Origin of the sequence: Kitasatospora sp. NBC_00039 (genome assembly GCF_045160625.1) — a bacterium.
Lineage (GTDB): Bacteria > Actinomycetota > Actinomycetes > Streptomycetales > Streptomycetaceae > Kitasatospora.
On sequence record NZ_CP108289.1, the window covers coordinates 1,852,830 to 1,866,172 of the forward strand.

Here is a 13,343-nt window from a genome sequence, read left to right on the forward strand (position 1 = left end):
TTTTCCCCGGCGTTTCCCCGGCGGGTTGGCGGCGGCTTGTCGGCGGCTTGCCGGTGGGAGCCCCGCTCCCCCTTCCCGCATCCCCTCGTAAGCCCTCCATGGCCGCTGACCTGCGGACATCTGGCTCCGATAGTCGGACACGAGATGGCAACGATCGAACGATCTGAGCTTTATCTGAGGCTTTGGTCCGTTTTCGCACCATAGTCTGCTGTGCGTTTGTCCGGACCCATGAGCTGAGCCCGGAACCGGACGAGGACCTGACGAGAACCCCGACGAGACAGAGGACCGAGACGTTGAGCGCGCCTGAGCCGACGACGGCATCCCATCAGCACTATCGCCGCTCGCTCGGCACCATCAGCCTGACGGCCGTCGGGCTGGGCTCGATCATCGGGTCGGGCTGGCTGTTCGGTGCGGAGCGGGCGGCACGGCTCGCCGGGCCGGCGTCGATCGTCGCCTGGGTGATCGGCGCGGCGGTGGCCCTCACCATCGCGCTGACCTACAGCGAGCTGGGCTCGATGTTCCCCAAGGCCGGCGGCATGGTGCGGTACGGGCAGTACTCGCACGGCTCGCTGGCCGGCTACCTCGCCGCCTGGGCCAACTGGATCGCGATCGTCTCGGTGATCCCGGGCGAGGCGACCGCCTCGGTCCAGTACATGAGCTCCTGGCACTTCGGCTGGGCGCAGGGCCTCTACGACGGGAACGAACTGACCCTCAGCGGGGTCGCGCTGGCCAGCGTGCTGCTGGTCGGCTACTTCGCGCTGAACTGGTTCGCGATCACGCTGTTCGCCAAGACCAACACCGCGATCACCGTGTTCAAGGTCGTCGTCCCGACGCTGACCGCGGGCGCCCTGCTGCTGGCGCACTTCGACACCGCCCACTTCACCGACCACGGCGGCTTCGCCCCGAACGGCTGGAGCGCGGTGTTCACCGCCGTCGCCGTCTCCGGCATCGTCTGGGCGTTCAACGGGTTCCAGTCCCCGCTCAACCTGGCCGGTGAGGCGCGCAACCCCGGCAAGTCGCTGCCCAAGGCGGTGATCGGCTCGATCCTGATCTCCCTGGTGATCTACGTCGCGCTGCAGGTCGCGTTCCTCGGCGCCGTCCCGGCCGCCGACCTGTCGAACGGCTGGAGCGGCCTCGGCTACACCTCCCCGCTGGCCGACCTGTCGATCGCCTGGGGCATGAACTGGCTGGCCCTGCTGCTGTACGCGGACGCCTTCGTCTCCCCCAGCGGCACCGGCATGATCTACGCCGCCACCACCTCGCGCATGATCCACGGCGTGCAGGAGAACGGCCACCTGCCGAAGCTGTTCGGCCGCGTGGACGCGAAGACCGGCATCCCGCGCCCGGCCCTGCTGCTCAACCTGCTGATCGCCTTCCTCTTCCTCGCCGTCTTCCGCGGCTGGGGCTCGCTCGCCGAGATCGTGTCGGTCGCCACCGTGATCTCGTACATCACCGGCCCCGTGGCCGTGATGGCGCTGCGCCGCCTGGCCCCCGAGCTCCCCCGCCCCGTCCGGCTGCGCGCGATGCCGGTGATCGCCCCCGTCGCCATGGTCTTCGGCTCCCTGGTGCTCTACTGGGCCCGCTGGCCGCTGACCGGCAAGGTCATCCTGCTGATGGCCGCCGGCCTGCCGATCTGGGCCTGGTACGAGCTGCGCAAGCCGTGGGCCGAGCTCAAGCCGCACCTCAAGGCCGGCGCCTGGATGATCGCCTACCTCTTCGTGATGGCCGCCGTCTCCTGGGCCGGGTCGACCGACTACGGCGGCCAGGGCTACCTGCCCGAGGGCTGGGACCTGCTGGTCGTCGCCGGGATCGGCCTCGCCTTCTACCGCTGGGGCGTCGCCAGCGCGTGGGCCAACCCCTCGCTGGCCGACGTCAAGCGCGAGCTGGCCGACGCGGCCGAGGCCGACGGCACCGCCACCATCCCGCACCAGGGTGGCGAGCCCTCGCGGGTCTGAGGCATCTGACGTCTGCCACGCAAAGCGCCGGTCGAGTTCTCTCGGCCGGCGCTTTGCCGTGGAGGCGGGTGTGCGAGGGGCGGGGTGGAGCGGCACGGGCGGTTCGGTGCGGCGACTCCGGGTCCGGCGGCGGGGGCGGCGGCGGGGACGGCGGCGGGGGCGAGGGCGGGGGCGAGGGTGGAGAGGGCAGCGGGGCTGGACGCGAGCACGCCGAGGAACACCGCTCAAGACCATGCGCAGGAACACCTCAGGCGTAAGCCCAGGAACACCGAAAGCCGCGCGGCCTTCCGGGCCACGCAGCTCTCGGTGCAGGTGGAGAAGGGGGCGTCAGCCCCGGCGGGCGCGGCGGATGGCGGAGGTGACCACCGGCGGGAGGAGGTCCCCCGCGACGCGCTTGGCCACGTTGGTCGGCCGCCGGCGCTCGGCGGCGCGGGCCCGACGGGTGGCGAGGTCCTCGGCGGCCTCCTCCTGGGCGCGCAGTTCCTCGCGGCGGGCCTCCTCGGCCTCGCGGCGGGCGGCCTCGGCGGCGAGCCGGTCGTGGTGCCGGGAGGGGCGGAACGGTTCGATGCCGTCCGAGGTGCCGTTGAGCCGCAGCACCTGCTGCCCGTTCAGGGTCTCGGCGCTGAGGTGACAGCCCTCCGCCAGGCCGATCCGGTCCTGCAGGTCGCGCTGGGCGGGCTCGGGGTCGCCCCAGGTGCCGTAGAACTTGCACTCGGTGAGCACGATCGGCTTGAGGCCGTGGTTGAACACCGCCTCCCAGGTGGCGGCGGCGACACCGGGGGTGTGGGCGGAACGGTAGTCGTCCAGGACCACCACGCCCTCCGGCTGGAGCGCCGCCCGGGCCACCTGGAGGTCCCCCACCACGTGCTCGTACAGGTGCGAGGCGTCGATGTGTATGAAGCGGAACGCACCGGCCGGGATGCGGCCGCCGGCCAGGCTGGAGGTGGGCGCCTGGATGATCTCCGGCAGCGACTTGTGAAAAGAGAGGTAGTTGGACTCGAACGCGGACCGGGTCAGCGTCTTGCGGTAGGACATGGTCATCTCGGCGGCGTTCTCGTCGTCCGGAGCGTCCGAGTCGAAGAGGTCACACACCGTGAACGTCTCGGCGGGTTGCAAGTGGCCGCCGATCACGATCGCGCTGCGCCCCAGGTAGGCGCCCATCTCCAGGAGGTTCCCGGTGACCCCCGCCTTCTCCTGGCGGGCGAGGAACCATTCGAAGAGGTGGCGGTCGTGATCCCAGAACCAGCCGGGGACGTCATCGAGCACAGCAGGCTCGGCGGGCCGGTGCTGCTCGGTGCTCAACGCGGCGTCGCTCACGAGGTTGCTCCTTACACGCTACGGACGACCATGGGGGACGTTCTCAGGGCACGGATACGCGGGGCGGGAGGCGGAGGCCTCCTCCCATCATCCGGAGCAGCCGTCGACACGGCACGGCGAGAACCCGCTCGGATTTCGTGCCACCGCTGGTACCCCGCGCCCAATTGGGCTGCAATCTACCTGCCACCGGGCGGAGTTGAGGAGAGTTTGCACGGAAATCACTCACAGTCGATCGCCGGTGAGGCCTCTGCCGGGCAGGCGACTCGGACGGCGGCCTGGGTGCCGGGTCGGAACCGGCGCCCGACCGGCCGTCGAACAGGTGATCGCATCGCCCCGGCCGGCGGGCGCGGCGGACGTCGGCGGCGCCACGGCGGATGTCAGCGGCGCCGCGGCGGCGGCCGACACGCCACGCGAGCCTGTCGCCGGCTCGTACCTGTCGCTGCTCGCCGAGGACCCCTTCGAGGAGCGGATCGGCGGCTCGGTGGTGCTCTGTCGGCGAGCCGGCCCGGTGTGGCCGCGGCGATCACGCCGTCGAACCGCCCGCTGCACCTGATCACGGCCGAGGCGGTGCCGGCACGCGGCCGACCGTTCCGGTCGCCGTCAAGCCGGGCGGGGACGCCCCGCTGACGGCCCGGCCGGGCGCCGGCCGGACCGGCTCGACGGCGGGCGCCCCCACCCGCCCGCCCCACTCGGCGGTGACAGGGCCTCCGGCCTCGGCCGCGGACCGGGCCGGCCTGCCGGGAGGAGTTCCTGCCGTACAAGTCGCTGCAGTACTAAGCCTGTTGGGGTGCGCGCGGCGATGCGCGCACCCCCAGGCGGGTCACATCAGGTCGACGCCCGGGTAGAGCGGGAAGCCGGCGAGGAGGTCGGCGGCGCGCTTGGCGATGCCCTCGCTGAGGGCGGCGTCCAGGGCGTACTGGGCCTTCGAGGGGGCGCCGGTGGAGGTGGTGGTGGGGGTGGTGCCGCGCAGGACGGTGTCGATCAGGGCGGCGACCTCGTCCATCTCGGCGGTGCCGAGGCCGCGGGTGGTGAGCGCGGGGGTGCCGAGGCGGACGCCGGAGGTGTACCAGGCGCCGTTCGGGTCCTGCGGGACGGAGTTGCGGTTGGTGACGATGCCGGAGTCCAGCAGCGCGGCCTCGGCCTGGCGGCCGGTCAGGCCGTAGCCGGAGACGTCGGCGAGGACAAGGTGGTTGTCGGTGCCGCCGGTGACCAGCTTGCCGCCGCGGCGCAGCAGCCCCTCGGCGAGGGCCTGCGCGTTGTCGACGACCTGGCGGGCGTAGATCTGGAACTCGGGGCGGCGGGCCTCGGCGAAGGCGACCGCCTTGGCGGCCATCACGTGCGGGAGCGGGCCGCCGAGAACCAGCGGGCAGCCACGGTCGACGTGCTCGGCCAGCTCGGAGGTGCAGAGCACCATGCCGCCGCGCGGGCCGCGCAGGGACTTGTGGGTGGTGGTGGTGACGATGTCGGCGTGCGGCACCGGGTCGTGGTCGCCGGTCAGCACCTTGCCCGCGACCAGGCCGGCGAAGTGCGCCATGTCGACCATCAGGGTCGCGCCGACCTCGTCCGCGATCTCGCGCATCTTGCGGAAGTCGACCAGCCGCGGGTAGGCCGAGTAGCCGGCCACCAGGATCAGCGGGCGGAACTCCTTGGCGGTGGCGCGCAGCGCGTCGTAGTCGATCAGGCCGGTGGCCGGGTCCGTGCCGTAGCTGCGCTGCTCGAACATCTTGCCGGAGATGTTGGGCCGGAACCCGTGGGTGAGGTGGCCGCCGGTGTCCAGGGACATGCCGAGCATCCGCTGGTTGCCGAGCTCCTGGCGCAGCTCGGCCCAGTCCCGCTCGGTGAGGTCGTTGACGTTGCGGACGTCGGCGCGCTCGAGCGCAGGGCTCTCGACCCGCTGGGAGAGGACGGCCCAGAAGGCGGTCAGGTTGGCGTCGATGCCGGAGTGCGGCTGGACGTAGGCGTGGTCGGCACCGAAGAGTGCGCGGGCGTGCTCGGCGGCGATGGTCTCGACGGTGTCGACGTTGCGGCAGCCGGCGTAGAAGCGACGGCCGGCGGTGCCCTCGGCGTACTTGTCGCTGAGCCAGTTGCCCATGGCGAGCAGGACGGCCGGGGAGGCGTAGTTCTCGCTGGCGATCAGCTTGAGCGAGGCCCGCTGGTCCTCGATCTCCTGGCCGATGGCGGCGGCGATCCGCGGCTCGACCTCGCGGACGGTGTCCAGCGCGCTGCGGAAGGCGGTGTTGGCGGTGGCACTGGCGGCGGTGTGGGGGTACTGGGCCAAGGCAGTCTCCTCGTGACGAGTTCGGACGGCCCAGGCGCTCGGCAACTGTGACGTGAAGGTCCACGGAGCCGCTCCCCGATGGTTGATTCCATCCCTGCGCGCCAGTCGCGGCTCACCCGGATGCTATCAACACCGGACGGACCGGGGCAGAGATCTCAGAATGCGGGACGAGCCAAGCATTTGCCCTGCTATGTCCGTTCTTCTGCAACAGCGGTATCGCAGCGGAATGAAGCCGTCACATTCCCCGAAACATTGCGCCGGAGTTCGGGCCGGAATGATTTGCGGAAGTCCGCCGGCATCCGGTCTGATGGCGCTCGGCCGACCGCCGGGAAACTCCCGAAGACCGGCCCGGAAATGCACACCAGCGCACCCTCACCCACGGGGCGGCGGAGAATTCGGGGAGTACGCCTCTCATGGCAGTGGTCGAGACAGTCACAGAGTCGGCCGGGGTGGCACGCCAGGCCGCGCCCGCCCCGCAGAGCCTCCTCCGCGGGATCCGCCGCGACCGGGGCGGCACGGCCGCGCTCGCCGTCGTCCTGCTCTTCCTCCTGCTCGCGCTCGCCGCACCGCCGATCGCCGCCCTGTACGGCAGGAACCCGGCCGAGCACTACAGCCAGAACGCGCCCGGCCTGCTCAGCGACGGTGGACTGCCGATCGCGCCGAACGGCGGGATCTCCGGCGACTTCCGGTTCGGCCTGGAGCCCGGGCTCGGCCGGGACGTCCTCACCCAGCTGCTCTACGGCATCCGCACCTCGCTGCTGATCACCTTCGCCGCCGCGGCCGTCACCACCGCCCTCGGCGTGCTGGCCGGCGTCGCGTTGGGCTACCCCGGCGGGATCACCGACCGGCTCCTCGGCTTCCTCTCCAACGTCCTGCCGGCCTTCCCGACGCTGCTCCTGCTGCTCGCGCTCAGCCCGGTCATCCAGTCCCGGCTGGTCGATCCGGGCAGTGCCGAGCCGGAGTGGATGCAGTTCCTGGTACTGATCCTGGTGTTCTCCGCGTTCGGCTGGATTCAACTCGCGCTTTCCCTGCATTCCTCCGTCCGGTCCCTTCGGGAAAGGGATTTCGTGCAGTCCGCCCGGGCCCTGGGAGCAAGCGGATTCCATATCGCCTTCCGCGAACTGCTGCCGAATGTGCGGGCGCAGCTGCTGGTGCACGCCACGACGGCGGTGCCGACGTTCGTCGCCACCGAGGCGGTGCTCTCGTTCCTCGGCGTCGGCATCGACGAACCGGTCCCGGACTGGGGCCGAATGATCGCCCGCGGCTCCGAGGTGTTCCAGGCCGACCCGACCTACATGTTCTTCCCGGGCGTGGCCCTGCTGCTGTTCGTGCTCGCCTTCAACCTGCTCGGCGACGCCGTCCGGGACGCCCTGGACCCGCGCGCCGGGCGCTGAGTCCTCTCGTTTCGTTCCACCTGCCTCCCCGTTCCACCTGCCTCCCCGTTCCGCCTGCCTCCCCGTTCCGCCTGACCATCCCTCCCACCTGGCGGCCCCTCTCGCCTGGCCGCCTTCTCCACCGACCGCCCCCTTCACGCGACCGCCCCCGCACCCGCCGGGGCACACCCAGTACTCCAGTGTGACTTCGCGATCTTGTGCTGGTCGCAGGCCGTCGCGGACGGTCATTCCGCCGAGCCGGAGCTCGTGGTACTCGGTGAACCACTCCCTGTCCCGGATACGAACCCACTCGACCGCATCCGAGGCGCCGGTCTGCTCCCGGAGCATGGCGACCGGGCCCGATGACACCCGGCCCGGGTGCAGCACCTGGCCGGAGGTCGACAGCGGCGCCTTGGCGCAGGGCGTAGCCGGCACCCCGGCCGCGTCCGCCACGCCGCGCGCGAAGGCGTCGACGATGCCGTGCGCATCCCTGTGCGACAACGCCGGCCAGGTGTGGACGAGGTCGGCGACCAGCCGCTCCTCGACGATGCGCGAGGTGAGGCGGAGCAGGTAGAGCGGGTCCCCGCCGGCGCACCGGGCAGTACCGCCACCGCCTAGGCTGTCGGCCCATGCTGATCTGGATCAACGGGCCCTTCGGCGGCGGCAAGACGCAGACCGCGCACGAGCTGCGGCGCAGACTGCCCGGGAGCGTGATCTGCGACCCGGAGCAGGTCGGCTTCGGTCTGCACCGGATGACGCCGAAGCCGCTGCGGGGCGACTTCCAGGACCTCCCGGCCTGGCGGCAGGGCGTGTTCGAGGTCCTGGACCGCACGCTCACCGACCACCGGGGGACGGTGATCGCACCGATGACGGTGGTCGAACCGGCCTACCTCGCGGAGACGGTCGGACGGCTGCGCGAACGTGGCCACGACGTACGGCACTTCGCGCTGCTGGCCGATCGTGCGGAGGTGCTCCGACGGCTGCGCGAGCGGGGCTTCGGGCACGCGGTGCAGCTGGTCGCCGGGAAGGACGCGCCGCTGCGCCGGGAGAGCTTCGCCGTGGCCAGACTCGACCACTGCCTGGACCGGCTGCGCGGCGCGGAGTTCGGCGAGCACGTGCCCACCGACCACCTCACCGTCGCCCAGGTCGCCGACCGGATCGCCACCTCCGCCGGGCTGACGCTCGCACCGAACACGGACGGCGAGCTGCGCGGCCGACTGCGGCGGGCATGGACGGGGATCCGGCACATCCGGTTCGACTGAGGCGGGTGGGCCCGTGCGTCGACGGGCACGGCGGGTCTGCGGGGTCGCGGGTCGGCAGGTCGGCGGGCTCGCAGGTCGGCAGGTCGATGGGTCGATGGGTCGCCGGGCGGGTGGCGATGATGGGCGCGACCGTCACACAGTTGGGAGCCCGCCCGTGCCCTTCCTCTACGTCGTCCTCTGCGCCTCCGGACTCGTCCCCGAGACCGGCAGGCTGATCTCGGCCGCCCAGGCCGAGGGCTGGGGGGTCGGCGTCGTCGCCACCCCCCAAGCGCTCGGCTTCATCGACGAGGCCGCCGTCGCCGAGCAGACCGGTTACCCGATCCGCTCCGCCTGGCGGAAGCCGGGAGAGCCGAAGCCGCTGCCGCCGCCGGACGCGATCGCCGTGGCACCCGCGACCTTCAACACCGTCAACAAGTGGGCCGCCGGCATCTCCGACACGCTCGCCCTCGGCATCCTCTGCGAGGCGTACGGGCTCGGCGTGCCGACGGCCGTCCGGCCGGTGCTCAGCGCGGCACAGGCCGCCCACCCCGCCTACGCCGAGAGCCTGGCGCGGCTGCGGTCGATGGGGGTGCTGATCCGCGAGGACGGCGACCTCACCGGGGTGCTCGACCTGCTGCGACCGGTGCTGCGGCCGGCGCCCTGACCCGGGCCTCCGCCGAGGACCGACACCGGTGCCGGCAGCCGACCGGTCAGCTCGCGGGGACGATGCGCTCGACCATGGTGTCGATCAGCGCCGCGAGCCCCTCCTCCTCCAACACCTCGGGCAGCGTGAGGTGTTCGATGATCAGGCCGGTCATCGCGAGGTAGAGGACGACCACCGTCTCGCGGTCGCCGGGGAAGCCCTCGCCCAGGTGGTAGGCGATGTTGGCCTCCAGCTGCTCGCGGATCGTGCCGGTGAGCTGGTCGCGCACGCCGGGCCGGCGGGTGGCCTCCAGCCGCAGTTCGAGCATGGCCAGGTAGCCGGCCCGTTCGGCGGTGATCCGCCGCAACAGGTCGTGCATCAGCGCGGTGACCAGGGCGCGGTCGCGCGGGGCGCGGAGCAGCTCGGCGAGGACGGCCGGGTCGGGGGTCAGGCGGTGGTGGATGTGGCGGGCGACCCGGTTGAGCAGGTCGTCGCGGTTGGCGAAGTAGTTGGACGCGGTGCCGGCCGGCACGCCCGCCTGGGCGTCGACCGCGCGGAAGGTGAGGCCGCGGGCGCCCTCGCGCGCCAGGACGTCGATGGCGGCGTCGGTGAGGGCGGTGCGCCGGGCGGGGTTCTGAACCATGACTCTGATCCTCTTTCAGGAAATCTCTTGCAACCACTACACCCGGAGTACTATAACTGTCGTTGTTCAAGGCGCAGAGCCTTCGACCGACCAACCCCAAGGACGTGAATGCGCAAGCTCACCTACTTCGTCGGCGCCTCCATCGACGGCTTCATCGCCGCACCCGACGGCGGTTTCGACTTCCTCATGCCGTACGTCGAGGGCGAGTTCCTGGAGTACCTCACCTCCGAGCAGGCCGACGCCCTGCCCACGCCGGGCCGCGCGGCCTTCGGTGTCGCGGACGTGCCCGTCTCCCGCTTCGACACCGTCCTGATGGGCCGCAGCACCTACGCCGCGGGGCTGCCCCTCGGCCTCACCAACCCGTACGCCCACCTGCGGCAGATCGTCTTCTCCCGCACGCTGACCAGCCCCGACCCGGCGGTCGAGGTCACCGGCGAGGACCCGCTCACCCTGGTGCGCAAGCTCAAGCAGGAGGACGGGCTCGGCATCTGGCTCTGCGGCGGCGCCGAGCTGGCCGGTCAGCTGCTGCCGGAGGTCGACGAGCTGATCGTCAAGCAGTACCCGGTCGTGGCCGGCCAGGGCGTCCCGCTCTTCCGCGCCGACTTCGCGCCGCACGGCTTCACCCTGGCCGGCTGCCGCCCGTTCGAGAACGGCACCGTCGTCCTCACCTACGCGAAGCGGACCGGGCCGGCCGCCGGCTGACGCTCACCACCAGGCAGACGCCCGCGACCACGATCGCCCCACCCAGCAGGGTGGGGCCGGTCAGCGGCTCGGCCAGGACCAGCCAGCCCAGCAGCACCGCGACCACCGGGTTCACGTAGGCGTAGGTGGCGACCAGGGTCAGCGGGGCGGACTGCAGCAGCCAGGCGTACGTGGTGAAGCCGATCACCGAACCGACCACCACCAGGTAGCCGAGCGCCAGCCAGGACCGCCCGGAGAAGGCATCCGGATCCAGCCCGTGCTGCTCGCCCCGCACCACCCCGATCAGCACATTGCCCAGCCCGCCCGCGAGCATCTGGTAGGCGCTCGCGGCGAAGACGTTGCCCGGCATCGGGATGCGCTTGGCGGCGAAGGAGCCCGCCGCCCACGTCAGCGTGCCGCAGATGACCGCGACCACGCCGCCCGGTGCGATGTCCCCGCCGATCGCGGGCGCCGAGAGCACCGCGAGGCCGGCCAGCCCGAACAGCACGCCGGCCAGCTCGACCGGCTTCGGGCGGTCGCCGGTCGACGCGGTGAGCAGCACCATCCAGAGCGGGACGGCGGCCACCAGCAGCGCGGCCAGCCCGGACGAGATCGAGTTCTCGCCGAGCACCACCAGGCCGTTGCCACCGGTCAGCAGCAGCGCGCCGACCAGCACGGAGGAGCCCAGCTGCCGGACGCTCACCCGGAGGGCGGACCACCCCTGGCGGAACAGCACGAAGCCGGCCAGCAGCAGCCCGGCGAGGACGAAGCGCGCCCCGGCGGAGAAGAAGGAGGGCATCGTCTCCAACGCGATCCGGATCGCCAGGTAGGTCGATCCCCAGACCACGTACACGACGCCCAGCGCCAGCCAGACCGCCCCGCCCAGCCGCGCGGCCGAGGCCGTCGCGGGCGACGCCACCGCGTCGACGGGCGTGCCCGCGGAGGAACCGGTGGCGGCGGAGTCGGCGGCGAACGCGGCCGCCTTCCGCGAGGCGGGAGGTGTCATGGGTGTCCCCCTTGGACGGTGCTGGCAGTTCACCCGCCATGACAGCGCATCAGCGGGTCCGCGCGCCAGTGTGTATCACCAGGAGGTCGCCGCAGGCGCTACGGTGGGCGCCCCTCGGGGCTCCCGGAGGCGCCGGAGCCGCGACGGCTGACAGATGACGACCGACCGCCGGAAGGTGCCCATGCCCGCCGATCCGCCCGACGCCTCCTCCGCCGGCGCCCTGCCGTTCTTCGTCTACGGCACGCTCCGCACCGGCGGCCGCAACCACGCCGTCCACCTCGCCGGGCGCTGCGCCGACGTCCGGCCCGCCGTACTCGCCGGGGCCGCGCTGCACGACGGCCCGGGGTTCCCGTTCGCCGTGCCGGACGCGACGCCCGGCCGCCGGATCGTCGGCGAGCTGATCACCCTGCGCCCCGGCGCCTACGGCCCCGCGCTCGCCGCGCTCGACCGGCTGGAGGACTGCCGGGCGGACGACACCGGCGAGTACGTCCGCAAGCGGCTGGCCGTCCGGACGGCCGACGGGGAGGCGCGCGACGCCTGGGTCTACCTGGCCGGCCCGGCCGTCGCCGCCCGCCTGCGCGCGCAGCCGGCACTGATCCCGTCCGGGGACTGGATACGGCAATGAGGACAGCGTGGCACCGAGGACGGAGCGACGTCAGGAGAAGCGCATCGTCAGGAGAAGCGCGGGCGTCACGGCAGCGACGTGTCAGGCCTTGCCCACGCCCGAGGCGACGCGATCGCCCAGCGCCTGGTCGACATTGCGCCAGTACTGCACCGCCCGCTCCAGCACCGGATCGCCGACGCCGGCCTTGAGGTGGCCGACGATGTTGGAGACCAGCCGGTCGCGCTCCGCGTCGTCCAGCACCTGGCGGACCATCGTGCCCGCCTGCCCCCAGTCGTCGTCCTCGGCGTGCAGCGAGTAGGCCTCGCGCACCATGTCACCGGAGGTCTGCCAGCCGGCGGCCGGGTCGTCGTGGGCCCTCACGTCCGCCGCCGGGCCGCCCTTGGAATTGGGCGCGTACGGCGCGGCGGTGCGGGCCGGGTCGAACCGCATGGGTCCGTCCTTGGCGTAGGAGTGGACCGGGACGTGCGGCCGGTTCGGCGGCAGCTGCGCGTAGTTGGGGCCGATCCGGTACCGGTGGGTGTCCGGGTAGGAGAAGATCCGGCCGAGCAGCATCTTGTCCGGCGAGACGCTGATGCCGGGCACCAGGTTGGCGGGCTCGAAGGCGGCCTGCTCGATGTGGATGAAGTAGTCCTCGGGGTTGCGGGTGAGTGTCATCGTCCCGACCTTGATCAGCGGGTGGTCGCCGTGCGGCCACACCTTGGTCAGGTCGAAGGGGTTGAACCGGTAGCCGGGCGCCTCGTCGAACGGCATCACCTGGACGAACAGCGTCCAGGACGGGTTGTTGCCGCCCTCGATCGCCTCCCAGAGGTCCTGGCGGTGCAGGTCGGGGTCGGAGCCGGCGAGGCGGTCGGCGTCCGCCTGGCTGAGGAAGTCGACACCCTGGTCGGTCTTGAAGTGGTACTTGACCCAGAACCGCTCGCCGCTCGCGTTGATCCACATGTAGGTGTGCGAGCCGTAACCGTTCATGTGCCGGTACGACTTCGGGATGCCGCGGTCGCCCATCAGCCAGGTGACCATGTGGGCGGACTCCGGCGAGAGCGTCCAGAAGTCCCACTGCATGTCGTGGTCGCGCAGGCCGTTGTCCGGGCGCCGCTTCTGCGAGCGGATGAAGTCCTGGAACTTGATGGTGTCGCGGACGAAGAAGACCGGCGTGTTGTTGCCGACCAGGTCGTAGTTGCCGTCCTCGGTGTAGAACTTCAGCGCGAATCCGCGCGGGTCGCGCCAGGTGTCCGGGCTGCCCTGCTCCCCGGCCACGGTCGAGAAGCGGGCCAGCATCTCGGTCCGCTTGCCCGGCTGGAACAGGATCGCCTTCGTGTACCGGCTGACGTCCTCCGTCGTCTCGAAGACGCCGTACGCCCCGGCCCCCTTGGCGTGCACCACCCGCTCGGGCACCCGTTCGCGGTTGAACTGGGCCATCTTCTCGATCAGGTGGTGGTCGTGGAGCAGGATCGGGCCGTCCCGGCCCACCGTGAGCGAGTGCTCGTCGCTCGGCACCGGGATGCCGGCGTTGCTGGTGGTGTGCGGCACCGCTGACCCGGACATGGTGTCCTCCGTTGCGTGCTGAGGCCCCCGGACGACGCT

The 13,343-nt window shown here is 71.9% G+C and carries 12 protein-coding genes and 1 riboswitch; of the genes, 7 read left to right on the plus strand and 5 right to left on the minus strand.

What is annotated here, in order from left to right:
• The first annotated feature begins 293 nt into the window (after nucleotides 1-293).
• Nucleotides 294-1,955 (plus strand): APC family permease, encoded by a 1,662-nt coding sequence (locus tag OG286_RS08380; RefSeq protein WP_405364950.1) that lies wholly within the window; start codon nucleotides 294-296, stop codon nucleotides 1,953-1,955.
• A gap of 327 nt (nucleotides 1,956-2,282) precedes the next feature.
• Here the strand turns inward: OG286_RS08380 and OG286_RS08385 are convergent, their stop codons facing one another.
• Nucleotides 2,283-3,272, minus strand: coding sequence for a class I SAM-dependent methyltransferase (locus OG286_RS08385; RefSeq protein ID WP_396320070.1), 990 nt, complete (start codon nucleotides 3,270-3,272; stop codon nucleotides 2,283-2,285).
• A 319-nt stretch (nucleotides 3,273-3,591) separates the two neighbouring features.
• On the opposite strand from OG286_RS08385, the gene OG286_RS08390 reads away from it, so the two are divergent.
• On the plus strand, nucleotides 3,592-3,825 hold the full coding sequence (locus OG286_RS08390) for a hypothetical protein (RefSeq protein ID WP_396320069.1): 234 nt from the start codon (nucleotides 3,592-3,594) through the stop codon (nucleotides 3,823-3,825).
• Between the two features lie 267 nt (nucleotides 3,826-4,092).
• On the opposite strand, the gene OG286_RS08395 is transcribed toward OG286_RS08390, so the two are convergent.
• On the minus strand, nucleotides 4,093-5,550 hold the full coding sequence (locus tag OG286_RS08395) for a glycine hydroxymethyltransferase (RefSeq protein WP_396320068.1): 1,458 nt from the start codon (nucleotides 5,548-5,550) through the stop codon (nucleotides 4,093-4,095).
• Nucleotides 5,551-5,571: 21 nt separating this feature from the next.
• Nucleotides 5,572-5,669, minus strand: a riboswitch (ZMP/ZTP riboswitch).
• A gap of 294 nt (nucleotides 5,670-5,963) precedes the next feature.
• Between OG286_RS08395 and OG286_RS08400 the strand changes: the two genes are divergently transcribed.
• From OG286_RS08400 to OG286_RS08410, 3 genes are all read left to right on the plus strand, one after another.
• Nucleotides 5,964-6,944, plus strand: coding sequence for an ABC transporter permease (locus OG286_RS08400; RefSeq protein ID WP_396320067.1), 981 nt, complete (start codon nucleotides 5,964-5,966; stop codon nucleotides 6,942-6,944).
• 608 nt (nucleotides 6,945-7,552) lie between these two features.
• On the plus strand, nucleotides 7,553-8,185 hold the full coding sequence (locus tag OG286_RS08405) for an AAA family ATPase (protein ID WP_405364952.1): 633 nt from the start codon (nucleotides 7,553-7,555) through the stop codon (nucleotides 8,183-8,185).
• Between the two features lie 154 nt (nucleotides 8,186-8,339).
• Nucleotides 8,340-8,828, plus strand: coding sequence for a flavoprotein (locus OG286_RS08410; protein WP_396320065.1), 489 nt, complete (start codon nucleotides 8,340-8,342; stop codon nucleotides 8,826-8,828).
• 46 nt (nucleotides 8,829-8,874) lie between these two features.
• Here the strand turns inward: OG286_RS08410 and OG286_RS08415 are convergent, their stop codons facing one another.
• Nucleotides 8,875-9,450, minus strand: a complete 576-nt coding sequence (locus tag OG286_RS08415; RefSeq protein ID WP_396320064.1) for a TetR/AcrR family transcriptional regulator — start codon at nucleotides 9,448-9,450, stop codon at nucleotides 8,875-8,877.
• Between the two features lie 108 nt (nucleotides 9,451-9,558).
• On the opposite strand from OG286_RS08415, the gene OG286_RS08420 reads away from it, so the two are divergent.
• On the plus strand, nucleotides 9,559-10,152 hold the full coding sequence (locus tag OG286_RS08420; protein ID WP_396320063.1) for a dihydrofolate reductase family protein: 594 nt from the start codon (nucleotides 9,559-9,561) through the stop codon (nucleotides 10,150-10,152).
• On the opposite strand, the gene OG286_RS08425 is transcribed toward OG286_RS08420, so the two are convergent.
• On the minus strand, nucleotides 10,115-11,137 hold the full coding sequence (locus tag OG286_RS08425; protein ID WP_396320062.1) for an EamA family transporter: 1,023 nt from the start codon (nucleotides 11,135-11,137) through the stop codon (nucleotides 10,115-10,117). The two genes, OG286_RS08420 and OG286_RS08425, sit on opposite strands and share 38 nt — an antisense overlap.
• Nucleotides 11,138-11,291: 154 nt before the next feature.
• Here OG286_RS08425 and OG286_RS08430 point away from each other — a divergent pair, with 154 nt between their 5' ends.
• Nucleotides 11,292-11,762 carry a gamma-glutamylcyclotransferase family protein gene (locus tag OG286_RS08430; protein WP_405362493.1) on the plus strand — a complete coding sequence of 157 codons (471 nt, stop codon included), beginning with the start codon at nucleotides 11,292-11,294 and terminating at the stop codon, nucleotides 11,760-11,762.
• An 81-nt stretch (nucleotides 11,763-11,843) separates the two neighbouring features.
• Here the strand turns inward: OG286_RS08430 and OG286_RS08435 are convergent, their stop codons facing one another.
• Entirely contained in the window at nucleotides 11,844-13,304 is a 1,461-nt protein-coding gene (locus OG286_RS08435; RefSeq protein WP_396320060.1) for a catalase, read from the minus strand.
• Between the last annotated feature and the right edge of the window lie 39 nt (nucleotides 13,305-13,343).